The sequence below is a fragment of the Pseudomonas sp. AG1028 genome, assembly GCF_007993955.1.
Lineage (GTDB): Bacteria > Pseudomonadota > Gammaproteobacteria > Pseudomonadales > Pseudomonadaceae > Aquipseudomonas > Aquipseudomonas straminea.
Genome location: NZ_VIVP01000012.1, coordinates 144,944 through 168,592, shown reverse-complemented (window position 1 = coordinate 168,592; position 23,649 = coordinate 144,944). Strand labels below are relative to the sequence as shown.

Annotated in this window: 19 protein-coding genes; 5 read left to right on the top strand and 14 right to left on the bottom strand. The window is 64.7% G+C overall.

Annotated features, from left to right (window positions below):
* The first annotated feature begins 1 nt into the window (after position 1).
* Positions 2-427 (top strand): RNA-binding S4 domain-containing protein, encoded by a 426-nt coding sequence (locus tag FB481_RS20055; RefSeq protein ID WP_036986458.1) that lies wholly within the window; start codon positions 2-4, stop codon positions 425-427.
* Between the two features lie 33 nt (positions 428-460).
* Here FB481_RS20055 and FB481_RS20050 read toward each other — a convergent pair whose 3' ends face one another.
* Positions 461-1,252, bottom strand: a complete 792-nt coding sequence (locus FB481_RS20050) for a phosphatase PAP2 family protein (protein ID WP_147177507.1) — start codon at positions 1,250-1,252, stop codon at positions 461-463.
* Positions 1,253-1,463: 211 nt separating this feature from the next.
* On the opposite strand from FB481_RS20050, the gene hslO reads away from it, so the two are divergent.
* From hslO to FB481_RS20030, 4 genes are all read left to right on the top strand, one after another.
* Positions 1,464-2,351, top strand: coding sequence for an Hsp33 family molecular chaperone HslO (gene hslO, locus FB481_RS20045; RefSeq protein ID WP_147177506.1), 888 nt, complete (start codon positions 1,464-1,466; stop codon positions 2,349-2,351).
* 153 nt (positions 2,352-2,504) lie between these two features.
* Positions 2,505-4,046, top strand: a complete 1,542-nt coding sequence (locus FB481_RS20040) for a phosphoenolpyruvate carboxykinase (RefSeq protein WP_027904942.1) — start codon at positions 2,505-2,507, stop codon at positions 4,044-4,046.
* A 153-nt stretch (positions 4,047-4,199) separates the two neighbouring features.
* On the top strand, positions 4,200-6,125 hold the full coding sequence (locus FB481_RS20035; protein WP_147177505.1) for an ATP-dependent DNA helicase RecQ: 1,926 nt from the start codon (positions 4,200-4,202) through the stop codon (positions 6,123-6,125).
* 70 nt (positions 6,126-6,195) lie between these two features.
* Positions 6,196-7,518: an NTP/NDP exchange transporter gene (locus tag FB481_RS20030; RefSeq protein ID WP_147177504.1), complete on the top strand. Its 1,323-nt coding sequence runs from the start codon at positions 6,196-6,198 to the stop codon at positions 7,516-7,518.
* Here FB481_RS20030 and FB481_RS20025 read toward each other — a convergent pair.
* The 13 genes from FB481_RS20025 to FB481_RS19965 all read right to left on the bottom strand — a co-directional run bounded on the left by FB481_RS20025 (position 7,508) and on the right by FB481_RS19965 (position 23,519).
* Positions 7,508-8,392: a LysR family transcriptional regulator gene (locus FB481_RS20025; protein WP_147177503.1), complete on the bottom strand. Its 885-nt coding sequence runs from the start codon at positions 8,390-8,392 to the stop codon at positions 7,508-7,510. The two genes, FB481_RS20030 and FB481_RS20025, sit on opposite strands and share 11 nt — an antisense overlap.
* A 67-nt stretch (positions 8,393-8,459) precedes the next feature.
* A complete protein-coding gene (locus tag FB481_RS20020; RefSeq protein WP_147177502.1) occupies positions 8,460-11,246 on the bottom strand; it encodes a hybrid sensor histidine kinase/response regulator in 2,787 nt (928 codons plus the stop codon).
* Between the two features lie 160 nt (positions 11,247-11,406).
* A complete protein-coding gene (gene purD / locus FB481_RS20015) occupies positions 11,407-12,696 on the bottom strand; it encodes a phosphoribosylamine--glycine ligase (RefSeq protein WP_147177501.1) in 1,290 nt (429 codons plus the stop codon).
* Between the two features lie 162 nt (positions 12,697-12,858).
* Positions 12,859-14,463 (bottom strand): bifunctional phosphoribosylaminoimidazolecarboxamide formyltransferase/IMP cyclohydrolase, encoded by a 1,605-nt coding sequence (gene purH / locus FB481_RS20010; protein ID WP_147177500.1) that lies wholly within the window; start codon positions 14,461-14,463, stop codon positions 12,859-12,861.
* 75 nt (positions 14,464-14,538) lie between these two features.
* A complete protein-coding gene (gene fis / locus FB481_RS20005) occupies positions 14,539-14,859 on the bottom strand; it encodes a DNA-binding transcriptional regulator Fis (protein WP_093507096.1) in 321 nt (106 codons plus the stop codon).
* Positions 14,856-15,854, bottom strand: coding sequence for a tRNA dihydrouridine synthase DusB (dusB, locus tag FB481_RS20000; protein ID WP_093507094.1), 999 nt, complete (start codon positions 15,852-15,854; stop codon positions 14,856-14,858). The genes fis and dusB overlap by 4 nt, the downstream gene beginning before the upstream one ends.
* A gap of 199 nt (positions 15,855-16,053) precedes the next feature.
* Entirely contained in the window at positions 16,054-17,457 is a 1,404-nt protein-coding gene (locus FB481_RS19995; RefSeq protein WP_147177499.1) for a DUF3426 domain-containing protein, read from the bottom strand.
* 114 nt (positions 17,458-17,571) lie between these two features.
* On the bottom strand, positions 17,572-18,450 hold the full coding sequence (prmA, locus tag FB481_RS19990) for a 50S ribosomal protein L11 methyltransferase (protein ID WP_147177498.1): 879 nt from the start codon (positions 18,448-18,450) through the stop codon (positions 17,572-17,574).
* Between the two features lie 66 nt (positions 18,451-18,516).
* Positions 18,517-19,203, bottom strand: a complete 687-nt coding sequence (locus FB481_RS19985; protein WP_147177497.1) for a DUF4272 domain-containing protein — start codon at positions 19,201-19,203, stop codon at positions 18,517-18,519.
* Positions 19,204-19,279: 76 nt separating this feature from the next.
* Complete coding sequence (gene accC / locus FB481_RS19980; RefSeq protein ID WP_093507086.1) at positions 19,280-20,635, bottom strand: acetyl-CoA carboxylase biotin carboxylase subunit; 1,356 nt, start codon at positions 20,633-20,635, stop codon at positions 19,280-19,282.
* Between the two features lie 17 nt (positions 20,636-20,652).
* Positions 20,653-21,105 (bottom strand): acetyl-CoA carboxylase biotin carboxyl carrier protein, encoded by a 453-nt coding sequence (accB, locus tag FB481_RS19975; RefSeq protein WP_093507084.1) that lies wholly within the window; start codon positions 21,103-21,105, stop codon positions 20,653-20,655.
* A gap of 71 nt (positions 21,106-21,176) precedes the next feature.
* On the bottom strand, positions 21,177-21,626 hold the full coding sequence (gene aroQ, locus FB481_RS19970) for a type II 3-dehydroquinate dehydratase (protein ID WP_027904932.1): 450 nt from the start codon (positions 21,624-21,626) through the stop codon (positions 21,177-21,179).
* 120 nt (positions 21,627-21,746) lie between these two features.
* Positions 21,747-23,519, bottom strand: coding sequence for a protein-disulfide reductase DsbD (locus FB481_RS19965; RefSeq protein WP_147177496.1), 1,773 nt, complete (start codon positions 23,517-23,519; stop codon positions 21,747-21,749).
* Positions 23,520-23,649 lie beyond the last annotated feature (130 nt).

Genomic DNA, 23,649 nt, shown 5'->3' with positions numbered 1-23,649 from the left:
AATGAGTGAGGTAAGGGTGGCAAAGCAGGATGCCGATGACAAGGTTCGCTTGGATAAATGGCTGTGGGCCGCACGCTTCTACAAAACCCGGGCGCTGGCCAAGGCGGCCATCGAGGGTGGCAAGGTGCATTGCCGGGGCGAGCGCTGCAAGCCGGGCAAGGAGCCCAAGGTAGGTGAGGAATATGTGATCCGCACCGGTTTTGACGAGCGGACCGTAGTGGTGCAGGCGCTGTCGGTGGTGCGCCGCGGGGCGCCTGAGGCGCAGACGCTGTATGCCGAGACCGGCGAGAGCATCGTGCGCCGCGAGAAGGCTGCCGAGCAGCGCAAGGCAGGTGCTCTGGGTGTGCAGACCGATGGCCGACCGAGCAAGAAGCAGCGCCGCCAACTGTTCTATTTGCGCGGGGGTTCCGGGGAATGGGTGGAGTAGGGCAGCCTGATCGAGCCGGCTGCCCGGTCGGGCTCAGCGACCGCTGACGACCGCGAAGACGCGCAGCACCGGCACGCGGGCCAGAATCCGCATCAGCGGAGCAGTGGCTCGCTCGATGGCGGCGCTGGCGCGGTAGGCCAGCGGTGTGTAGCAGCTCCAGGCGATGCCCAGCACGCTTAGCAATACGCCGCCGACAAAGGCGTCCGCGCCCCAATGGGCGCCGGCGACCAGGCGCGGCAGCATGCCGATCACCGCCACCGCCCAGACCAGCAGGCGGCGCCAGCCGCTGACGAAGAAGCTGCAGAACATCGCCCAGATCATCAGCACCGAGGCGTGATCGCCCGGGAAGCTGCGTGTGGCACTGTCCTTGAGGTCCCAGCGCTCTTCCCAGGCCGGGAACATCTCGGTCAGCCGCGCGCTGCCTTCAACCTGTAACGAAGGGCTCGCATGCTGCCAGCCCATGTACTCGACCAGATCGGAAAAGCCCACGCGCATCAGCAGCATGACGATCAGTGCGACCAGAAAGGCGTACAGCCCGACGCGCACCTGATTGGCCGGAAATACCAGGCCGGCGCGCAGCATGATCGCCAGCATCACCACGCCGACGCCCGCATCCACCGGGCGCATGCTGCCGATGGCCCAGATATGCGCCCACAGGCCGCCGGCATGTACCGGGTCGTTGAGCAGGTGGAACAGCCATACGTCGAACTGATTCCAGTAGACGCGGGTGACCGGCCACAGCCAGCTGGCGAACAGCACGGCGATGAGCAGATGACTGATGAGCAGGGCGCGCGGGCGCCATTGGGCGTTGAGTGCGAGGTGCATGAGGGCGGCTCGGGAAAACCGTCGAGTGTAGGCAGCTGGCGCGAGCGACAGCGCGATATCTGGCTTTCGTTCAGGTGGCGTTCAGGATGCAGGCGGCAGCCGTTCTTCGCCTGCGGCTTGGTCGGCGCGGCGTTTGCGCCTAAAATTGCCGGCCCCCAGTCCAGCGGGTGCGCCCCTGGCCTGTCTTGCATCCATCAGCAGGCGATTCGATATGTCCGACTTCACCCAACGCTTTATTTTCGATGACACCGATGTGCGCGGTGAACTGGTCGGGCTGTCCGGCAGCTATCAGCAGGTGCTGGCCAAGCATGATTACCCGCGCCCGGTGGCGCAGTTGCTCGGCGAACTTCTGGCCGCGGCATCGCTGCTGGTCGGTACCCTCAAGTTCGACGGCCTGCTGATTCTGCAGGTACGCTCCGAAGGCCCTGTGCCGCTATTGATGGTGGAGTGCTCCAGCGAAGGCGACGTGCGCGGCATCGCCCGTTACGAGGCCGAGCGAATCGCCGATGGTGATGGCCTGGGCCAACTGATGCCCGAAGGCGTGCTGGCGATGACCGTCGACCCTACTCAGGGCCAGCGTTACCAGGGCATCGTGCCGCTGGAAGGCGCCACCCTGGCCGAGTGCCTGACCTCCTATTTCGCCACGTCCGAGCAACTGGCCACGCGCTTCTGGCTGTGCGCCGACGGTCTGCGTGCCCGTGGCTTGCTGCTCCAGCAGCTGCCACCCGATCGTCTGACCGACGATGAGGATCGCGCTGCCAGCTGGGAGCACCTGGTGACCCTGGCCGACACCCTGCAGAACGAGGAATTGCTGGGCCTGGACAACGAGACGGTGCTGCACCGCCTGTATCATCAGGAGACGGTTCGCCTGTTCGAGCCGCGCGGCATTCGCTTCCGTTGCAGTTGCTCGCGTGAACGCTCGGCCAAAGCGCTGGTCAGTTTAGGGCGGGCCGATGCCGAGCTGCTGCTCAGCGAGCATAACGGCCGCGTGGAAATCGACTGTCAGTTCTGCAACGAACGCTACGGCTTCGACGCCGCCGACATCGCTCAGCTGTTCGCGGGTGGGGGCAGTCAACAGCCCTCCGACACCCGTCACTGAGGGCTGTCGGCAACGCGCAGGCTGTTCTGAATGGGGGCTGCACCCGTGGCCCGCTTTTCTGGCATAATCCGCGCACTTTTTTAGCTGTAGTCCTGCCTCGCGCATGGCTACAAACGTTTGGAAGACTCGGCCAATCGGCCGACGGGGACTCAAATGACGCAAGCCAACAACGCTGTGTACACCGACATCAGCACTGCCCAACTGGTCGAAGAAGCCCTTCGTCGCGGTGAAGGCGAACTGGCGTCCACCGGTGCTCTGGTTGTACGCACCGGCCACCGTACCGGGCGTTCTCCGGTCGACCGCTTCATCGTCGACGAGCCGAGCACTTCGGCCGACATCGGCTGGGGCCCGATCAACCGCAAGTTTCCAGCCGACAAGTTCGACGCCCTGTGGGATCGCGTCCAGGCGTTCTCCGATGCCCAGGACAGCTTCGTTTCCCACGTCCATGTAGGTTCCGCCGAAGCTCACTACCTGCCCGTCAAGATGACCACTGCCACCGCCTGGCAGAACCTCTTCGGCCGTCAGCTGTTCATCGAGCCGGCTCAGTACAACCCGTCCGGCAAGCAGGAGTGGCAGGTTCTCAACGTTGCCAACTTCGAATGCGTGCCCGAACGTGACGGCACCAATTCCGACGGCTGCGTGATCATCAACTTCGCCCAGAAGAAGGTGCTGATCGCCGGCATGCGTTACGCCGGTGAAATGAAAAAAGCCATGTTCAGCGTGCAGAACTTCCTGCTGCCGGCTGCCGACGTGCTGCCGATGCACTGCGCTGCCAACATCGGCGAAGAAGGCGACGTGACCCTGTTCTTCGGTCTGTCCGGCACCGGCAAGACCACCCTGTCCGCCGACGAGTCGCGTTACCTGATCGGTGACGACGAACACGGCTGGGGCGAGGGCGTGGTGTTCAACATCGAAGGCGGTTGCTATGCCAAGTGCATCGACCTGTCCGAGAAGAACGAGCCGGTGATCTGGAAAGCCATCAAGTTCGGTACCGTGCTGGAAAACGTGGTGCTCGACGAGCAGCGCAAGCCGGATTACACCGACGACAGCCTGACTCAGAACAGCCGCGCCGCCTATCCGCTGGAATTCGTCGAGAAGCGCAGCGAGAAGAACCTCGGCGGTGAGCCGAACGCGGTGATCTTCCTGACCTGCGACCTGACCGGCGTACTGCCTCCGGTGTCGATCCTCAACAACGAGCAGGCGGCCTACCACTTCCTGTCCGGTTACACCGCGCTGGTCGGTTCCACCGAAATGGGTTCGGGTAGCGGCATCAAGTCGACCTTCTCCACCTGCTTCGGCGCGCCGTTCTTCCCGCGTCCGGCTGGCGTCTACGCCGAGCTTCTGATCAAGCGCATCCAGGCCTTCGGCTCCAAGGTGTACCTGGTCAACACCGGCTGGACCGGCGGCGGCTACGGCGTCGGCAAACGCTTCAACATCCCGACCACCCGTGGCGTGATCGCTGCGATCCAGAGCGGCGCGCTGATCGGTACCGAAACCGAGCACCTGCCGATCATCAACCTGGATGTGCCGAAGTCGGTTCCGGGCGTCGAGACCAACCTGCTCAACCCGCGCAACACCTGGGCTGACAAGAACGCCTACGACGAGGCTGCCAAAGGCCTGGCCAAGCTGTTCATCGACAACTTCACCAAGTTCGATGTCAGCGACGCCATCAAGAAAGCCGGCCCTCAGCTCTAAGCTGACCCGCGCTTGCTGACAAAGCCGCCTTCGGGCGGCTTTGTCATTTATGGTGCAACACTTCTCATGGCCCCCGGGCGGCTGTGCGCTGTGAAACGCCTGCCACACAGGTTACGGTTATTGGCCATTCAGCGGTCAATGGAGTGACAGCTTATGTCCACGCTCAAACGCGTCTTCGGTTTCGATCAACTGCGTCCCGGCCAGGAGAAGGTAATCAGTGCCGTGCTCGCTGGCCGTTCGGCGGCGGCGATCTTTCCCACCGGCTCGGGCAAGTCCCTGTGCTATCAGCTGCCGGCCCTGCATCTGCCGCACCTGACTCTGGTGGTATCGCCACTGCTGGCGCTGATGCAGGATCAGCTCGCCTTCCTGCACCGTCACGGCATCAGCGCCGGCAGTATCGATTCGGCGCAAAGCCGCGAGCAGGTCAGCGAAACCATGGCCAAAGCCAAGGCCGGCGAGCTGAAGATCCTGATGATCTCGGTCGAGCGCCTGAAGAACGAGCGCTTTCGCAACTTCATCAGCGAGGTGCCGATTTCCCTGCTGGTGGTCGACGAGGCCCACTGCATTTCCGAGTGGGGCCACAACTTCCGCCCGGATTACCTGAAGCTGCCGGACTACCAACGCCAGTTCGCCATTGCCCAGGTGCTGCTGCTCACCGCCACGGCAACGCCGCCGGTGATCGCCGACATGCAGAAGAAATTCGCCATCGCCGCCGAGGACGTGGTCACCACCGGTTTCTACCGTCCCAACCTGAACCTGCTGGTCGAGCCGGTGGCCGGTCGCGACAAGCAGCGGCGCCTCGAACAATGGCTTGGCGCCAAGGCCGGCGAGCCGAGCATCGTCTACGTCACGCAGCAAAAGACCGCCGAGCAGGTCGCTGAACAGTTGAGTCAGCAGGGCTTGTCCGTCAGCGCCTATCACGCCGGTATGGGCCACGAGGTTCGCGAGGCTATCCAGCGCCGCTTCATGGCCGGTGAACTAGGCTGCATCGTCGCCACCATCGCCTTCGGCATGGGCATCGATAAGCGTGACATCCGTAACGTGGTGCATTTCGATCTGCCCAAGTCGGTGGAGAACTACAGCCAGGAGATCGGCCGCGCCGGTCGCGATGGCGAGGCCTCCGACTGCCTGGTGCTGGCCAACCGCGACAGCCTCAACGTGCTGGAGAACTTCGTCTACGGCGACACGCCGGAGCTGAGCGGCATCGTGCGGGTGCTCGAGGAAATTCGCGGCAACAGCCACGGCGGGCAGTGGGAGATGACCATCAATGCCCTGAGCGACCACAGCAACATCCGCCAGTTGCCGCTCAAGACCCTGCTGGTGCAGTTGGAGCTGCGCGGCATCATCGCGCCGCGCTACGCCTATTTCGCCGAGTACCGCTTCAAGTACCTGATCGAGTCGAACGCGTTGCTGGCGCGCTTCGAGGGTGAGCGGCGGCAGTTTCTAGAGGCCATCTTCAATGCCTCGGCGCGGGCGCGCACCTGGTGCACCGTGGATTTCGACGCGCTGTACAGCCAGCATCAGGCGCCGCGGGCGAGGGTGGTCAAGGCGCTGGATTACCTGCAGGAGCGCGGCTGGATCGAGCTGGAAAGCAAGCAGATGACCGATGTCTACGCGGTGCTGCAGGCGGACTTCGACGTGCAGGCGCTGGCGGCAGAGCTGCACGCCTATTTCGTCGCTCAAGAAGCCAGCGAGATCCGCCGCATCCAGGCCATGCTGGCGCTGTTCGCCAGCGAGCAGTGCCTGAGCCAGCGCCTGGCCCGCTATTTCGGTGATGAGCAGGCGCCGGCGCATTGCGGCCATTGCTCGGTGTGTCGTGGCCAGGTTGCCCAGCTGCCGGAACCACCGCCGCTGCCGCCTCTTGTCGGGCGTGACCAAGATGACCTTTGCGCAGCGTTCATCGTCGCTCACCAAGCCGCGCGCGGTGGTGAATTGCCTGGTAACGAATGCCTGGCGCGCTTTCTCTGCGGCCTCAGCGCGCCACTGTTCACCCGCTTGAAAGCCCGGCAGATCAAGGGTTTCGCCGCGCTGGAGGATTATCCCTACGGCGAGGTGCGCGCCTGGCTGGCGAGCGGCTGACGGCGCGCGGCGCAGGTCGGCCTGGTGTCGTAGGCCATACTGCAAGGCTTCGATCTGCGGAAGCCTTTCCATGACCCTTTCCCTACCCCAGCGCCTGGGCCGCGCCATCAACGCGCAGCCCAGCGAGCTGGCCGCGGCGCTGGCCGGTTTTGCGCTGTTCTTCTGCCTGTTCTGTGGCTACTTCATGCTGCGGCCGATCCGTGAGTCGATGGGCATCCAGGCCGGGGTGGAAAACCTGCAGTGGCTGTTCACCGCCACCTTCGTGGTCATGCTGCTGGCGGTGCCGCTGTTCGCCTGGCTCAACTCGCGGGTGCCGCGCATCCATTTCATCGACTGGGTATACGGCTTCTTCTGCATCAACCTGCTGGGCTTCGCCGCGGCCTTCAGCCTGATGACCGAAAGCCTGTGGCTGGCGCGCACGTTCTATGTGTGGATCTCGGTCTACAACCTGTTCGTGGTGTCGGTGGCCTGGAGCCTGATGGCCGATGTGTTCGACTCGCCCCAAGCCAAGCGCCTGTTCGCCTTTATAGCCGCCGGTGCGAGCGTTGGCGGTCTGGCTGGGCCGGCGTTGAGCACATTATTGGTCGGCAGTACCGGGGCCAGCGGCCTGGCGCTCCTTGCGGCGCTGCTGCTGGCCGCAGCCATGGCGCTCAAGCATTACCTGATGGCCTGGCGCGAGCGCTCAGGCGCCGGGCGACCGGGCGCCAGCCAGGCGGAAAGCCCGCGGCGCCCGGTGGCAGGCAATCCGTTCAGCGGCATGATGCGGGTGTTTACCTCGTCCTACCTGCTGGGTATCTGCGCCTTCGTCATCCTGCTCGCCACGGTCACCACCTTTCTGTACTTCGAGCAGGCGCGGCTGGTCGCCGAGCTGTTTCCAGACCGTGACGAGCAGGTGCGGGTGTTCGGGCTGATCGATTTCGTGGTGCAGGCCGGCGCGCTGCTGGCCCAGCTGTTCATCACCAGTCGTGTGGCCCAGCGCATGGGCGTGCGCAGCTTGCTGGCCGCGGTGCCGATGCTGATGTGCTTGGGCTTTCTCGCCCTGGCCCTGGCGCCGACCTTCGCGGTGCTGGCCGGGCTGATGATCGTGAGACGTATCGGTGAATACGCCTTCGTGCGCCCGGGGCGGGAAATGCTCTTCGCGCCGCTGGATGCCGAGAGCAAGTACAAGGCGAAAAACTTCATCGACACCGTGGTCTATCGCGGCGGTGACGCGCTCAGCGGCTGGGCCAAGAGCTTGATCGACACGCTTGGCTACGGCGTGGCACTGATCGCGGTGATCGGCGCAGTCTGTGCGGCGATCTGGGGCGTGCTGGGCTGGTATCTCGGAGGTCGAGCCGATCGCGGTGCAGTCGACCTACCTGTGGCCGAGAGCGAGGCGGCGGTCAAGCGCTGATCAGCGTGCGCGCTTCGCTGAAGCAGGCCTCGGCCAGCGGCGAGCGGGGCGCGCCGCGACGCATGATCAGGCCCAGGGGCGCCAGGGTGTGGGCGTCCTCGATGGGCGTCAGCACCAGCTCGTCAGTGAATTCGGCCAGGCCGTTGCGCAGCGGCATGATCGAGCAGCACAGACCGGCGCTGACGGCCTGCAGCAGCTGGTGAACAGCGTCGGTTTCCAGCTTGGGCAACGGCGTCAGACCGCGGGAGCGGAAGCAGTGGTCGATGGATTGGCGAAAGTGCATGCCTGCCGACAGTAATCCCAACGGCAGGTCGATCAGGTTTTCCCAGCGCAGGGTGGTTTCGCTGAACTGGAAATGCCGGCGGTCGTACAGCAGACCCATGCGCGTGGGCGCCAGCTCCAGGCTGTCGAAGTGCTCGCGGTCCAGCCGGTCCAGATAGGAAAGGCCCAGATCCAGCTGATTGCTGCCCAGACGCTCGAGAATCTGGTCGCTGCTCAGAGCGAAGAGCTGAAAGCGCAGGCCCGGATGCTGCTCGGCGAACAGGCGTACCAGCTCCATGGGGTCAAAGCCGGACAGCGGCACCACGCCCAGGCGCAGGGTACCGACCAGTTGGCCGCGGCAGGCAGCGGCCTCGGCGTAGAGACCATCATGGGCGGCCATCAGGCTGCGCGCCCAGGCCAGCACCCGCTCGCCTTCGGCAGTGAAACCCTCGAAGCGCTGGCCGCGGCGCACCAGTTCCAGACCCAGTTCGTTTTCCAGGTTGCGCAGGCGCATCGACAGGGTCGGCTGGGTGACGTGGCAGCGCGCCGCGGCCTGGCCAAAATGGCGCGTTTCGTCGAGGGCGATCAGAAACTTGAGCTGCTTGATATCCATGGGCGCTCTATCTGGAAAGTAGGCGATGCCTGGGCGGCGCGGGCTGCGGAAAATTCTAGCAGCCGCTTCAGGAGGTGACGGTGTCGTCCTCGGCCTGTGGATGGCGCTCGGCGACCCAGTATTCGATCAGGTCGCGCAGCTGCGAGAGCTCCACAGGCTTGGCCATGTGGCCGTCCATGCCGGCCTGGCGCGCGCGCTCCTTGTGTTCACTGAGGATGTGTGCGGTAAGCGCGACCACCGGCGTGCGCGGGCGACGCTCGGCGATTTCCCAGGCGCGCAGCTGTTCGGTTGCAGAGAAACCGTCCATTACCGGCATTTCGCAGTCCATCAATACCAGGTCGTAGCGCTGAGCCTTCATGGCGTTCAGGGCTTCCTCGCCGTTGCTTGCGGTATCGGGCTGCAGGTTGAGCTTGCCGAGCATGCCGCGGATCACCTTGGTGGAGATGCTGTTGTCCTCGGCGACCAGAATGCGGAAATCACGCGGTACCTCCAGGGTCGCCGGGTTGGTGATGACCGGTGCGTCGGCGCCGTGCTGGCGCTGGGCGAGTTCGTCGGCCAGGGTGGCCTTGAGGGTGTAGCCGGCCACCGGCTTGGCGAGGATGCGCTTGATGCCGGCGTTACGGGCGATGATCTTGCTCGGCGCGTGGCTGATGCCGGTGAGCATGATGATCAGGATGTCGTTGTTGAGGCTCGGGTCTTCCTTGATCTTGGCCGCCAGCTGCATGCCGCTCATGCCCGGCATGTCCTGGTCGAGCAGCACCACGTCGAAATACTCGCGCATGTGCGCCCGGGTGCGCAGCAGCGCCAGCGCCTCCTTGCCTGACGGCACGCTGCTGACGTTCATGCCCCAGGCGTTGCACTGCTGCAGCAACACCTTGCGGCAGGTGTCGTTGTCGTCCACCACCAGCAGGCGAGTGCCCTGCAGGGCACCGTCTATATCGGTGTTTGGCTGCTGCAGACGGGCATCGTCCAGCGGCAGGGTCAGCCACAGGGTGGAGCCCTGGTTGCCGCCACTCTGGATGCCGAACTCGCCGCCCATCAGCAGGATCAGCTGGCGGGCGATGATCAGCCCCAGGCGGCTGCCCAAACGGGTGGCTGACAGGAAGTCACGGCTCTGCAGTTCGGTGTTGAGCAGTGCGTCGCGCTCGGCGGCATCCAGCGGGTGGCCGCTGTCCTGCACGGCAAAGCGCAGGCGCGGCTGCTCGCCGCTGGTATCCAGGGCCACCACCAGCAAGATCTCGCCCTCGCTGGTCTGCTTGAAGGCGTTGTCGAGCAGGCTGAGCAGGATCTGCCGCAGGCGCGTCGGGTCGCCGCTGACGATGCGCGGCACCTGGGGTTGGATGAAGCTGATGAGCTCGATTTTCTGCAGTTCGGCCTTGGCGCGGAAAATGTCCAGGCAGTCCTCGGTCAGGGCGTTGAGGTCGAACTGCACATCATCCAGCTCGATCTGCCCGGATTCCAGTTTGGATATGTCGAGAATCTCGTTGATCAGGTTGAGCAGTTCATTGCCGGAACTGTGGATGGTCTGCACGTAGTCGCGCTGCTTGGCCGACAGCGGCGTGCCGAGCAGCAGCTCGGTCATGCCCAATACGCCGTTCATGGGCGTGCGGATCTCGTGGCTGATCTTGGCCAGGAACTCGGCCTTGGCACGCAGCTCGGCGTCGTTGGCGGCCAGTGCGGTGCGCGCCCGCGAGGCCGCGCGCTGGATGTGGCGCTGGTGCTCGGCCAGGGCGGCGCTGAGCACCACGCCGCTGAGGGTGGCGATGGTGAATACGCCGATTACCAGCCAGCCCGGGTCGAGCTGATCGAAGCCGAACAGGATGGGGATAAACAGCCCGAAGCCGACGTTGAACACCACCATGGCCACCACCAGCAGCCGCGCCGACTGGTAGCCGTTGTGCCAGTGCACGCCACTGACCACCAGCACCGCGAGGGTGCCGAGGAACACCATCAGGTAGACCACCGCGCTGTACCACAGCAGGCCCGTAGTGACGATGGTCAGGCCCAACAGCAGGGCCAGCAGAGCATGGCCCTGCAGCACGCGGTTCAGCTTGCTGTCGCGCATCGGCGTCTGGCGGAAGAAACCGAGTACGAAGGCCGATAGGCTGAACGCGGCGAGCAGGGCGCTGCTGTCGGCGATCAGCGACTGGTTGTAGCCCAGCTGCGGCACCCAGGCCGCCAGCAGGCCCAGGTTGGCGGCGGCGCACACCGCCAGCCCGGTATGCAGGGCGGCGAGCCACAGGCTGCACACCGAGCGCATGTAGGCGAAGCGGATCAGGTTGTAGATCACCACCAGCAGCAGGGCGCCGAGCAGCGCGCCGAACAGGTAGGCCGGGCGCTCGAGACTGACCAGCTCGGCCTCGTCGATGACTTTGAACCAGGCCATCAGCGGGTGGTTGGAGGTCATGCGTACATAGACTTCCCGGGCCTGACCGTCGTTGGGCAGCGACATCAGGTAGGCGCGCGAGGGCAGCGGGCGTGAGCTCATTGGCATCGACTCGCCGCTGTGCACGGTCTGCTCGATCAGCTCGCCGCGCAGCAGGTAGTAGTCGAGGTACTGCACCCGTGGCGCGAACAGCCACAACCAGTAGGGCGCCTGGTGTTCGGGCACGTCGAAGCGCAGCCACACCGCTCGGTCGCTGGGCGGGAAGGTGAAGGCAAGGTCGTCGAGGGGCAGGAACTGGTTGCGGCGGCTGCGTACGTCATCCAGGTTCAGCTGGGCGCTGTCATCGATGAACGCCGACCAGCCGGTGGCGTACGGCGTGGCTACTCGCTGCGCGGCTACGCTCGACAGGCAGAAACCGGCCAAGAGCAGGCTGACGAGTAAACCAATGGCAATCCTGAGCCGACGCACGTGGCAATCCCTTTGAGGTTATACGACCGGATTATAGTCAGCCGGTGTGGTGCCGACTATGCGAGCTGAAAGCCTATCCTGCCAGCCGGGCCGCGTGGTTGAGCGGCCGGCTGTGGTATTGCCGATGGGCGGCATCGCTTGATGCCACCATCGTGTTACATCAGTTGTCGCCACGCTCGCGGGCAATGGCCCGGTAGCCGATGTCGTTACGGTGGAACATGCCGTTCCAGCGAATCTTCGCGGCCAGGCGATAGGCCTGCTGTTGAGCATCCGCCACGCTGGCGCCGATGGCGGTGGCGCACAGGACTCGACCGCCGGCGGTGACCACCTGGCCTTCCTTGAGCGCGGTACCGGCGTGGAACACCTTGCCTTCGAGTTGCGCTGCATCGTCCAGCCCCTCGATCACGTCACCCTTGGCGTAGTCGCCCGGGTAGCCGCCAGCGGCCAGTACCACGCCCACGGTCGGGCGCGGGTCCCAGGTCGCTTCGACCTTGTCCAGCGCCTTGGCCAGGGCGGCTTCGACCAACAGCACCAGGGAGCTTTCCAGGCGCACCATGATCGGCTGGGTTTCCGGGTCACCGAAGCGGCAGTTGAATTCGATGACTTTCGGCGCGCCGCTCTTGTCGATCATCAGGCCGGCATACAGGAAGCCGGTGTAGACGTTGCCTTCGGCTGCCATGCCGCGCACGGTCGGGTAGATGACTTCGTCCATCACCCGCTTGTGCACCTCGGCGGTGACCACGGGGGCCGGCGAGTAGGCGCCCATGCCGCCAGTGTTCGGGCCGCTGTCAGCATCGCCAACGCGCTTGTGGTCCTGGCTGGTAGCCATTGGCAGCACGTTCTGGCCGTCGACCATGACGATGAAGCTGGCTTCCTCGCCGTCGAGGAATTCCTCGATCACCACGCGAGCGCCGGCGTCACCGAAGGCGTTGCCGGAGAGCATGTCGCGCACGGCGTCTTCGGCTTCACTCAGGGTCATGGCGACGATCACGCCCTTGCCGGCGGCCAGGCCGTCGGCCTTGATGACGATCGGCGCGCCTTTCTCACGCAGGTAGGCCAGGGCTGGCTCGACCTCGGTGAAGTTCTGATAATCGGCGGTCGGGATGTTCTGGCGGGCCAGGAAATCCTTGGTGAAGGCCTTGGAGCCCTCCAGCTGGGCCGCGGCGGCGGTAGGGCCGAAGATGTCCAGATCGCGCGAACGGAACAGGTCGACCACACCCTTAACCAGCGGCGCTTCCGGGCCGACGATGGTCAGCTGTACGTTCTTCTCGGCGAAATCAGCCAGCGCCTGGATGTCCAGCACGTCGATGGCCACGTTCTCGCACTTGGCTTCGGTGGCGGTGCCGGCGTTGCCCGGGGCGACGAATACCTTGGCGACGCGCTTGTCCTGCGCCACTTTCCAGGCCAGGGCGTGTTCACGACCGCCGCTGCCGATGATCAATACGTTCATTGCATTCTCCTGGATCGTTCCCACGCTCTGCGGGGCACGATCAGCGTGCTAGAAATTTGATCGTTCCCACGCTCTGCGTGGGAACGCCTCAACGGACGCTCTGCGTCCGAGGGACGCAGAGCGTCCCAGGCTGCGTGCCCACGCAGAGCGTGGGCACCATGATCAATGGCGGAAGTGGCGCATGCCGGTGAACACCATGGCAATACCGGCTTCGTCGGCAGCGGCGATCACTTCGTTGTCGCGCATCGAACCACCGGGCTGGATCACCGCGGTGATGCCGGCCTTGGCGGCATTGTCGATGCCGTCACGGAACGGGAAGAACGCATCGGAGGCCATGACCGCGCCCGGTACCGGCAGGCCGGCGTGCTCGGCCTTGATGCCAGCGATGCGCGCCGAGTTGACACGGCTCATCTGGCCGGCGCCGACGCCGACGGTCTGGCGGTTCTTGGCGTACACGATGGCGTTGGATTTGACGAACTTGGCCACTTTCCAGGCGAAGATCAGGTCATGGATCTCCTGCTCGCTCGGCGCGCGCTGGGTGACGATCTTCAGATCTTCAGCCTTGATCATGCCGATATCGCGGCTCTGTACCAACAGGCCGCCATTGACGCGCTTGAAGTCCCAACCTGCAGCACGCTCGGTCGGCCATTCGCCGCACTCGAGCAGGCGTACGTTGGCTTTGGCAGCCACCACTTCACGGGCAGCGGCGCTGATTTTCGGGGCGATGATCACTTCGACGAACTGGCGCTCGACGATGGCCTTGGCGGTTTCGCCGTCCAGCTCGCGGTTGAAGGCGATGATGCCGCCGAACGCCGACTCGGTGTCGGTGGCGTATGCCAGGTCATAGGCTTTGCGGATGCCGCCTTCGTCTTCCGGCACCACGGCAACGCCACATGGGTTGGCGTGCTTGACGATCACGCAGGCCGGCTTGACGAAGCTCTTCACGCATTCCAGCGCGGCGTCGGTGTCGGCCACGTTGTTGAACGACAGTTCCTTGCCCTGCAGCTGCACGGCGGTGGCTACGCAGGCCTCGTCGGCATGCTCGACGTAGAACGCCGCCTGTTGGTGTGGGTTTTCGCCGTAGCGCATGTCCTGCGCCTTGACGAACTGGGTGGTGAAGGTGCGCGGGAACAGGCTGCGGTCTTCGGTGGACAGGGTGTCGCGGCCCTGGTCGATGGTGCCCAGGTAGTTGGCGATCATGCCGTCGTAGGCCGCGGTGTGCTCGAAGGCCTTGAGGGCCAGGTCGAAGCGCTGGGCATAGCACAGGCCACCGATTTTCAGGGAGTCGATGACGGCTTTGTAGTCGCCGGCATTGACTACGATGGCCACGTCTTTATGGTTCTTCGCGGCCGAACGCACCATCGTCGGCCCGCCGATATCGATGTTCTCGATGGCGTCGGCCAGGTCGCAGCCCGGCTTGGCGACGGTGGCGGCGAAGGGGTACAGGTTGACGGCCACCAGGTCGATCGGCTTGATGCCGTGCTCGTCCATCACCGCGCCGTCGAGGGCGCGACGGCCGAGGATGCCGCCGTGGATTTTCGGGTGCAGGGTCTTCACCCGGCCGTCCATCATTTCCGGGAAGCCGGTGTAGTCGGCCACTTCCACTGCTGCCACGCCGTTGTCCTTGAGCAGCTTGTAGGTGCCGCCAGTGGAGAGGATTTCCACGTTGAGGGCGACGAGCTCGCGGGCGAATTCGAGGATGCCGGTCTTGTCGGATACGCTGATCAGCGCACGGCGGACGGGGAGGCGGGTGGTCTGGTCGGTCATTACAGGATCCATCAGCAGGGGAATCAGTAAAAAGGGCGGCTGATCAGAGCCGCCCTTCTTCAGGATTTCGGTGAGTTACAGCAGATCGTACTGCTTGAGCTTCTTGCGCAGGGTGCCGCGGTTCAGGCCCAGCAGCTCCGAGGCCTTGGTCTGGTTGCCCTTCACGTAGTTCATGACGGTCTCCAGCAGCGGGGCTTCCACTTCGGTAAGCACCAGGTTGTAGACGTCGGTGACGTCTGCGCCCTCAAGGTGAGCGAAGTAGTTGTGCAGGGCTTTCTCGACGCTGCCGCGCAGGGTCTGGCCTTCTTCGCTCGGTGTGTTGAGGTGCTGTTTCAAACTGGTGTTGTCGCTCACGGGTGCAATCCCACTTCCTAAAGTCTCGGTCAACAGTGTCATGCGGCAGCCTCTTTTTCGTCGTTATAGCGCTCACCGAAGAACTGGCGAACGCTTGCACATTGCGCCTCCTGGCTGTCGAGACGGTTGAACTGAGCACGGAATTCGCGGGCGCCGGGCAGCGTCGCGAGGTACCAGCCCACGTGCTTGCGAGCGATTCGCACGCCCATCACATCGCCATAGAAGGCGTGCAGGGCGGCCAGATGCTCGAGCAGGATGCGTTCGATCTCGGCCAGCGCAGGGGCCGGGCAATGGGCTCCGGTGCGCAGGTAATGCTCAATTTCTCTGAAAATCCACGGGCGGCCCTGGGCTGCCCGGCCGATCAGCAGGCCATCGGCACCGGTGGTGGCCAGCACATGGGCGGCCTTTTCCGGTGAATCGATGTCGCCATTGGCCAGTACCGGAATCGATACGGCCTGCTTGATCGCGGCGATGGTGTCGTACTCGGCTTCGCCGGTGTACAGGTCGGCGCGAGTGCGGCCATGCACGGCCAGGGCGACGATGCCGCACTGCTCGGCGATGCGCGCGACCTCGACGCCGTTCTTGTTCTGACGGTCCCAGCCGGTGCGAATCTTCAAGGTCACCGGGACGTCGACGGCGGCGACCACCGCTTCGAGGATCGCCTGTACCAGCGGCTGATCCTTGAGCAGGGCGGAGCCGGCCGCCTTGTTGCACACCTTCTTGGCCGGGCAGCCCATGTTGATGTCGATGATCTGGGCACCTAGCTGCACGTTGGCGCGGGCTGCCTCGGCGAGCATCTGCGGGTCGCCACCGGCGATCTGCACGGAACGTGGTTCCGGATCGCCGCTGTGGATCATGCGCAGGCTCGACTTGCGCGTATTCCACAGGCGTACATCGCTGGTGACCATTTCCGAGACCACCATGCCGGCACCGAGGCGCCGGCACAGTTGCCGGAATGGCTGATCGGTGACGCCGGCCATGGGGGCCAGGATCAGTCGATTGGGCAATGTATAGGGGCCGATGCTTAGCGCCGACATAGGGCTTCCCTGCTCAAGAGACGTGCTGTTGAGACCGTAGGAGGGTGCGAAAGGGGGGTGATCATACCCGCTCTCAATGACCGGATAAAGGTGGTTTTGAACAAAATCTGAACAGCTGGGGTGCGGTGCCCGGTCGCGCTGGCGGGCGGCCGCGATGCAGACGGCCTGCGTTGTGCGGCCGTCTATCGGTTGCCCGGTATCACTCCGGCGAGTGGAAGTTGAGGCTGTAGTTCACCGCGCGTGGGCCCGGATCGAGAATGTCCAGGGCGATATGAATCGGCGTCTGCGGCGGCATTTCCGCCTGGCCGGCCAGTTCACCGGCCAGGTATTCGCTGGGCTTGAAGCGGCGGCTGGCGATCAGCTGGCCATTCATATCGGCGAAGCGCATCTCCAGCAGCGGAAATGGCTGGGAGAACGACGCACGGTTGTAGAGGATCGCATCCACGACCAGGGCGCCGCTAAACTCTGGATGGCTGCGCACCACCAGGTTGCTGCTCTTGATCTGCTCGATATCGACCTTGGAGGGCAGGGTGCAGCCGATGGTCGGGCAGATCTGCTCGAACCAGGGGCGGTACTGATCCTGGCGGGCAAGCTCGGCGTAGTGATAGATCACGTATTGCCCGGCCAGCGCGGCGGCCGCCAGCAGATTGAGCAGGCTCCAGGCGATCCAGCGGCCCCAGGGCTTGCGCGGCGGGCGCCAATCGAGCTGCAGCGGTTCCTCTTCCAGCTCGAACAAAGCTTCGCCGCGCAGGTTCGGCTCGCTGCGCGGCCGTGCTTTCGCGCCCTTGGGCGCAGGTGCTGGTACCTCGGGCTCATCGTGGTCGTGGTCGAGGAGTGGTGTCGGCTCTGGCTCGTCGTCGCGTTCGGCGCTGAGGCTGAAGGTCGGCTCCAGCTCTGGCTCCGGCTCCTCGCGGCTCGGTGCAGCGGGCTTTGGCGTGGCGAGCACATCGCGCAGGCGCGGCGTCCTGGGGATCGGCGGCACGCTTTCCGGTGTCTTGGCGGGCGGCGGCTGGCCGAAATCGGTGCTCGGCACTTTAGGCTCGCCGATAGGCTCGAGTTCCAGCTTGCTCACGGGCGGGTCGTCGCGCAGCAGCGCTTCGGCCCAGCGCTCGTCTTCGCCGGGCTCGTCATCGTCCTGATCATCGAAGCGCGGCGTCTGCCGGGTCGGTAGGTCGAGCTCGAGGAACTGGCGCGACAGTTGCTGTTCCTGAGCTTCGAGCTTGGCCAGCTCCTCGTCGAGGTCCAGGCTATCGAGATCCAGGTCGTCGTGAATCCACAGCGTGCCGTCGTCGGCCTTGCCGCGCGGCTTGGCAGCGGGCGGTGGTACGGCTGCCATGCTCGGTGCAGGTGCAGGTGCAGGTGCAGGTGCAGGTGCAGGTGCAGGTGCAGGGTGCTTGGGCGTTGCGGCGGGCGCGGGTGCAGCTGGCGCTGCGGCGCGCATGTCCGGAATGTGATGACCCTGCTCGCGCAACTGGCGGGCGGCATTGAATACCTGCAGGCAGGCGCCGCAGCGTACCGAGCCCTGGGCAACGGCAAGCTGGGCCAGGTTCACGCGGAAACTGGTGCTGCAGTTCGGGCATTGGGTCACGAAGCTTTCGGTCATGCGTCATCCGACGGCCGCAGGGCGGCAAAAACGGGGCAATAGTCTAACCCAACAGATTGCAAAAGCAGCATTAAGTGCCGTGTCCGCACGCGCAGACACGGCACGTTTGCGTGCTTAACGGCGAACGCCGCTGATGCGCACCCAGCCGTCCTGAACGGCGGTCGGGTCGAGGTCGAAGTCGGCGGCGTAGGCGGCGCGCACTTCGTCGGCCTGTTCGGCGAGGATGCCCGACAGCGCCAGGCGGCCGCCTGGCTTGACCAGGCTGGTGATCTGCGGCGCCAGGCTGACCAGCGGGCCGGCAAGGATGTTGGCGACCACCACGTCCGCCGGATCCTGGGGCAGGTCGGCTGGTAGGTAGACCGGAAAGCGCTCGTCGGCGATGCCGTTGCGCTGCGCGTTGTCGCGTGAGGCTTCCAGGGCTTGCGGGTCGATATCCGTGCCCACCGCCCGCGGCGCGCCGAGCAGCAGGGCGGCGATGGCCAGGATGCCCGAGCCGCAACCGAAGTCCAGCACGCTGCAGCCTTCCAGTGGTTGGGCGTCGAGCCATTGCAGGCACAGCGAAGTGGTCGGGTGGGTGCCAGTGCCGAACGCCAGGCCCGGATCGAGCAGAAGGTTCACCGCGTCCGGCTGCGGCGCCTCGTGCCAGCTGGGCACGATCCACAGACGCTGGCCGAAGCGCATCGGCGCGAAGCCGTCCATCCAGCTGCGTTCCCAGTCCTGGTCTTCGATATGCTCGATCTGGTGCTCGGGAAGCGCGCCGTCGGTGAGCAACTGCAGGTGCGCGACCAGCGCGTCGGCGTCGGTATCAGCCTCGAACAGAGCGAGCAGATGGGTGTGGCTCCACAGCGGCGTGGTGCCCAAGTCGGGCTCGAAGATCGGTTGGTCTTCGGCATCCATGAAGGTGACGGACACCGCGCCGACTTCCAGCAGGGCATCCTCATAAGTGGGCGCCTGCTCGGGGGTGATGGCGAGGCGCAGTTGTAGCCAGGGCATGGGAAGCTCCGGTGGGGCGGCCGCAAGCGCAGGGCTGGCGGCGGCAGATGATAGTCGCGGGCGGGTTCAGGTGCTGACGTCCGGGTTGTCCCAGTCGTCCTGGCCGTCGTTGTCGATAAGCCAGTTTAAGGCCGCGTGGCGCTCCATGACTACGCTGGGGTTGAGGCCGGCGGGCATCGGCGCCTGCTTGAGGCGGGTGTCCACGCAGGCCCAGTGGTAGCGGTAGATCAGGTCGGCTTCGTCGAGGATGCTGGCGATGTCGCGCATTTTCGTCTGCGCCATGAAGGCAGCGAAGTCCTGGTGTTGGGCCACGGCCTGGATAGCGAAGTCGCAGTCGATGGCGTGGTCGGGGAAGTCCAGTTCCTCCACCACGCCCAGCGCCCACAGCAGCACCCAGTAGGCTTCGTACTTCCAGACCATGTTGACGACATCCTGCTCGCCACCCCCGTTGCTGAGGATGCGCACTTCATTGGGCGTCAGCCCGTCGATGCCGTACTGCTCCAGCAAGTCCTGGCACCAGCGAGCGGTGTCCGGGGTGTACTGGCCGGCCTGGCGGTCGCAGGCTGCCTGGATGGCGATCAGGCAGGCGATGGCACGGCGGGCAATCTCCTCGGCGCTGCGCACGCGCACTTCGCTGGCGCTCTCGATGCAGGGCAGGTGCTCGATATAGGGGATGCCGGCCGCCTTGAGGCGGGCGATGGAGGCCTGTTTGCGCGCCTCGGGCGTTTGGCTGGCCTGGGATGATCCGTTCATTTCGCCTCCTTTAAAGGGCTTTAAATGCAAAAGGGGAGCGGCCTTGGCCGCTCCCCTTTTGTGGTGCCGGACGCGCTTAGTGCTTGTCCATGCCCAGTTTCTTTTCCAGGTAGTGGATGTTGATCCCACCCTGACAGAAACCCTTGTCGCGAACCAGGTCGCGGTGCAGCGGCACGTTGGTCTTGATACCGTCGACGACGATCTCGTCCAGGGCGTTGCGCATGCGGGCCATGGCCTCGTCGCGGGTCACGCCGTAGGTGATCAGCTTGCCGATCAGCGAGTCGTAGTTCGGCGGTACCGAGTAGCCGCTGTACAGGTGCGAGTCGACGCGCACACCGAAACCGCCCGGCGCGTGGAAGTGCTTCACCTTGCCGGGGCAAGGCATGAAGTTGTCCGGGTCTTCGGCGTTGATGCGGCACTCCAGGGCGTGGCCCAGGAGCTTGATGTCTTCCTGCTTGTACGACAGCTTGTTGCCCGCGGCGATGCTGAGCATCTCCTTGACGATGTCGATGCCGGTGACCATTTCGGTAACCGGGTGCTCGACCTGGACGCGGGTGTTCATCTCGATGAAGTAGAAACGACCGTCTTCATAGAGGAACTCGAAGGTACCGGCACCGCGGTAGCCGATCTCGATGCAGGCATCGACGCAGCGCTTGAGTACTTCGGCGCGGGCCTTCTCGTCGATCAGCGGGGCCGGGGCTTCTTCCAGCACCTTCTGGTGACGGCGCTGCAGCGAGCAGTCGCGATCGTACAGGTGGATGGCGTTGCCCTGGCCGTCGGACAGTACCTGGACTTCCACGTGGCGCGGGTTGCCGAGGAATTTCTCCAGGTAGACCATCGGGTTGCCGAACGCGGCACCGGCTTCGGTGCGGGTCAGCTTGGCCGACTTGATCAGGTCCTCTTCCTTCCACACCACGCGCATGCCGCGACCACCACCGCCACCGGCGGCCTTGATGATCACCGGGTAGCCGACTTCACGGGCGATGCGCAGGGCTTCTGCCTCATCTTCCGGCAGCGGGCCGTCGGAGCCTGGAACCACCGGTACACCGGCCTTGATCATGGCGTCCTTGGCGGACACCTTGTCACCCATCAGGCGGATGGTGTCGGCTTTCGGGCCGATGAAGGCGAACCCGGAGTTTTCCACCTGCTCGGCGAAGTCGGCGTTTTCCGCGAGGAAGCCGTAGCCGGGGTGGATGGCGGTAGCACCGGTGACTTCCGCGGCGCTGATGATGGCCGGGATGTTCAGGTACGACAGGTTGCCCGGCGCCGGGCCGATGCATACGGACTCGTCAGCCAGGGCCAGGTGCATCAGCTCGCGGTCGGCAGTGGAGTGCACGGCCACGGTCTTGATGCCCAGCTCCTTGCAGGCACGCAGGATGCGCAGGGCGATCTCGCCGCGGTTGGCGATCAGAACTTTTTCCAGCTTCTGCATTACGGGTTCCCCGTGCATCAGACGATGGTGAACAGCGGTTGATCGTATTCCACCGGCTGGCCGTTCTCGCCCAGGATGGATTCGATCGTGCCGCTGGTTTCGGCCTCGATGTGGTTCATCATCTTCATCGCTTCGACGATGCAGAGGATGTCGCCTTTCTTCACGGTCGAACCGACTTCAACGAAGTTGGCCGAAGTTGGCGAAGCGGCGCGGTAGAAGGTACCGACCATTGGCGAGCGCACCACGGTGCCGTTCAGCTTGGCAGCGGCCGGAGCAGCTTCAGCGGCAGCGGCTACCGGAGCGGCGGCAGCGACCGGAGCAGGCGCCGGTGCGTAGGTCGGTTGGGCGTAAGCCGGTTGCTTGCCATGACGGCTGATGCGCACGGACTCTTCGCCCTCTTTGATTTCCAGCTCGTCGATGCCGGACTCTTCCAGCAGCTCGATCAGTTTTTTGACTTTGCGAATATCCATAGGTGTTCAACTCCCAGTCTGGTCAGGGTCGTTCAAGTTTGCGAATGAACCGCCGCTGCATGGCGTCGGTTTCAGGTGTTTTTGCTCGCCAGGTTTTCCAGGGCCGCGTCGAGGGCCAGCCGATAACCGCTGGCGCCGAGACCGCAGATCACACCTACCGCCACGTCGGAGAAGTAGGAGTGGTGCCGGAAAGGCTCACGCTTGTGCACGTTGGACAGGTGCACTTCGATGAATGGGATGCTCACCGCCAGCAATGCGTCACGTAATGCGACGCTGGTGTGGGTGAAGGCCGCCGGGTTGATGATGATGAAGTCGACGCCTTCACCGCGGGCGGCGTGGATGCGCTCGATCAGTTCGTACTCGGCGTTGCTCTGCAGGTGCAGCAGATGATGGCCGGCTTCGCGGGCACGCTGTTCCAGGTCGAGGTTGATCTGTTCGAGCGTGGTGGCGCCATAGGTGCCGGGCTCTCGGGTGCCGAGCAGGTTCAAATTGGGGCCGTGCAAAACCAGCAGCGTCGACATGATCCGGGCTTCCTTCTTTTTAGCTGCGCGGACTCTGCCAGAAGTGCCGTAGGGCTGTCCAGTTTTTGGGAGTAGTCAGCACGATCCATGCAGGGTTGGCTGAATATGTGACCGAGTTGCCTAGAATCGTTCTCGCGCGCCGTTCAGACGCTCGGCAAAGCCTGCCGCATCGATTTCGCCGATGACTCGCAAGTCATGCATTTCCTGCCCGTTGGCGGCGAACAACTGGATCGCCGGTGGCCCGAACAGCCCGTAGCGATCCAGCAGCGCGCGCTGGGCAGCGGTGCTGTCGGTCATGTCGAACCGCAGCAGGTGATAGTCAGCCAGTTGCGGGCCGATCTGCGGGGAATTGAATACTTCGCGCTCGATCTTCTTGCAGCTGATGCACCAGTCGGCGTACCAGTCGAGCAGCAGCGGCTGGCCGTCGTTCTTGGCCTGGGCCAGCGCGGCGTCCAGTTCGGCGGGTGTGCTGACCGTCTGCCAGCTACCGGAGGCGCTCGACTGAGCGCTGGCGATACCGCCGGCGAGGGGCTGCAGGGGATCGTCGTTGCCCTTCAGGGCGCCCGTCCAGGCGGCCAGGGCGTAGACCAGCAGCGCCAGGCCGAGCAGTTGGGCGAGCTTGCCGCGAGCATCTTTAGCGTTGAATTCCAGGGCGCCGAGAAACAGCGCAACGCCTGCAGCCAGCAGGCCCCAAAGCGCCAGGGAAATCTGCCCCGGCAATACGCGCTCCAGCAGCCAGACCGAAACGCCCAGCAGCATCACGCCAAAGGCGTTGCGCACGGCGACCATCCAGGTGCCGGACTTAGGCAGCAGGGCACCGCCGCCGGCGGCGAAGATCACCAGCGGCGTACCCATGCCCAGGCCCAGGGCGAACAGCTGCAGGGCGCCGCCGGCGGCATCGCCGGTACTGCTGATATAGAGAAGCAGCGCGGTGAAGGGCGCGGTGATGCACGGCGAAACGATCAGGCTGGACAGCACGCCCAGCGTCGCCGCGCCGGCGATGGTGCCGCCCTGGGTCTGCGCGGCCTTGCGATCCAGGCGTTCACGAATGAATGCCGGCAGGCGCAGTTCGAAGACGCCGAACATGGCCACCGCGAACAGCGCGAAGAACAGCGCGAAGGGCACCAAGATCCACGGTGATTGCAGCATGGCCTGCAGGTTGAGCTTGGCGCCGAACAACCCCATCAGCGCACCGAGCGCGGCGTAGCAGGCGGCCATCGGCAGCACGTAGGCCAGCGACAGCACCAGGCCGCGGCCCTTGCTCGGCCGGCCGCGCAGCACCACGCCGGAGAGAATCGGCAGCATGGGCAGCACGCAGGGCGTGAAGGTCAGGGTCAGACCGGCGGCGAACATCAGTGCCAGGTCGGTCCAGCTCCATGTGGTTTTGCCGGTAGCGGGAGCGCTGGTGCTGTCGGCCTGGGCTGCAACGCCGCCATTGATCGCCAGCGTCTCGGTTTCCGGCGGATAGCACAGACCCTTGTCGGCGCAGCCCTGGTAGGTGACGGCGAGGTTGAGCGGCTTGTCGTCCGGGTTGTTCAGCGGGATGTCGACATCCAGCACTTCGTAGAACACCTGCACATCACCGAAGTACTGATCGTTCTTGTGCAGGCCTTCCGGCACCTCGACGGGCTTGCCGGCCAGCTCAGCCGGTTCGACCTTGAACTTGAACTGGTGGCGATACAGGTAATAGCCCTCGGCCGCAACGAAGCGCACCTTCGCCGATGTCGGCGAGCTCTCGACCAGGCTAAGCTTGAAGGCCTCGCGTACCGGCAGGAAGTCGGCGCTGTTATTCAGCGCCTGACCCAGTGGCGCGGCATTCGGGCGGCTGTCGAACACCCCGGCGCCGGCAGGCAGGACGACGAGCAACAGCAGCAGGCAGATAAGACGTGGCATGGGCATCTCGTGGGGCATTGATCGCGCCATGATAACGGAGCCGGCGATCCCTGCCATGGGGCGTGCTGCAACTGACGGTTGCGCCTGGGTCGAGGACGCCTGCCCTTGGCGGGCGTGGTGCGGCATAAGG

What these genes read in the sequence shown, in the direction of transcription:
- dusB (WP_093507094.1), bottom strand. Translation starts at nt 15,854, where the DNA reads ATGTCGGCGCTAAGCATCGGCCCCTATACATTGCCCAATCGACTGATC.
- aroQ (WP_027904932.1), bottom strand. Translation starts at nt 21,626, where the DNA reads ATGTCGACGCTGCTGGTTTTGCACGGCCCCAATTTGAACCTGCTCGGC.
- prmA (WP_147177498.1), bottom strand. Translation starts at nt 18,450, where the DNA reads ATGCCCTGGCTACAACTGCGCCTCGCCATCACCCCCGAGCAGGCGCCC.
- hslO (WP_147177506.1), top strand. Translation starts at nt 1,464, where the DNA reads ATGTCCGACTTCACCCAACGCTTTATTTTCGATGACACCGATGTGCGC.
- FB481_RS20035 (WP_147177505.1), top strand. Translation starts at nt 4,200, where the DNA reads ATGTCCACGCTCAAACGCGTCTTCGGTTTCGATCAACTGCGTCCCGGC.
- purD (WP_147177501.1), bottom strand. Translation starts at nt 12,696, where the DNA reads ATGAACGTATTGATCATCGGCAGCGGCGGTCGTGAACACGCCCTGGCC.
- FB481_RS20025 (WP_147177503.1), bottom strand. Translation starts at nt 8,392, where the DNA reads ATGGATATCAAGCAGCTCAAGTTTCTGATCGCCCTCGACGAAACGCGC.
- FB481_RS20040 (WP_027904942.1), top strand. Translation starts at nt 2,505, where the DNA reads ATGACGCAAGCCAACAACGCTGTGTACACCGACATCAGCACTGCCCAA.
- FB481_RS20055 (WP_036986458.1), top strand. Translation starts at nt 2, where the DNA reads ATGAGTGAGGTAAGGGTGGCAAAGCAGGATGCCGATGACAAGGTTCGC.
- FB481_RS20050 (WP_147177507.1), bottom strand. Translation starts at nt 1,252, where the DNA reads ATGCACCTCGCACTCAACGCCCAATGGCGCCCGCGCGCCCTGCTCATC.
- FB481_RS19965 (WP_147177496.1), bottom strand. Translation starts at nt 23,519, where the DNA reads ATGCCACGTCTTATCTGCCTGCTGCTGTTGCTCGTCGTCCTGCCTGCC.
- fis (WP_093507096.1), bottom strand. Translation starts at nt 14,859, where the DNA reads ATGACACTGTTGACCGAGACTTTAGGAAGTGGGATTGCACCCGTGAGC.
- accC (WP_093507086.1), bottom strand. Translation starts at nt 20,635, where the DNA reads ATGCAGAAGCTGGAAAAAGTTCTGATCGCCAACCGCGGCGAGATCGCC.
- purH (WP_147177500.1), bottom strand. Translation starts at nt 14,463, where the DNA reads ATGACCGACCAGACCACCCGCCTCCCCGTCCGCCGTGCGCTGATCAGC.
- FB481_RS20030 (WP_147177504.1), top strand. Translation starts at nt 6,196, where the DNA reads ATGACCCTTTCCCTACCCCAGCGCCTGGGCCGCGCCATCAACGCGCAG.
- FB481_RS19995 (WP_147177499.1), bottom strand. Translation starts at nt 17,457, where the DNA reads ATGACCGAAAGCTTCGTGACCCAATGCCCGAACTGCAGCACCAGTTTC.
- accB (WP_093507084.1), bottom strand. Translation starts at nt 21,105, where the DNA reads ATGGATATTCGCAAAGTCAAAAAACTGATCGAGCTGCTGGAAGAGTCC.
- FB481_RS19985 (WP_147177497.1), bottom strand. Translation starts at nt 19,203, where the DNA reads ATGAACGGATCATCCCAGGCCAGCCAAACGCCCGAGGCGCGCAAACAG.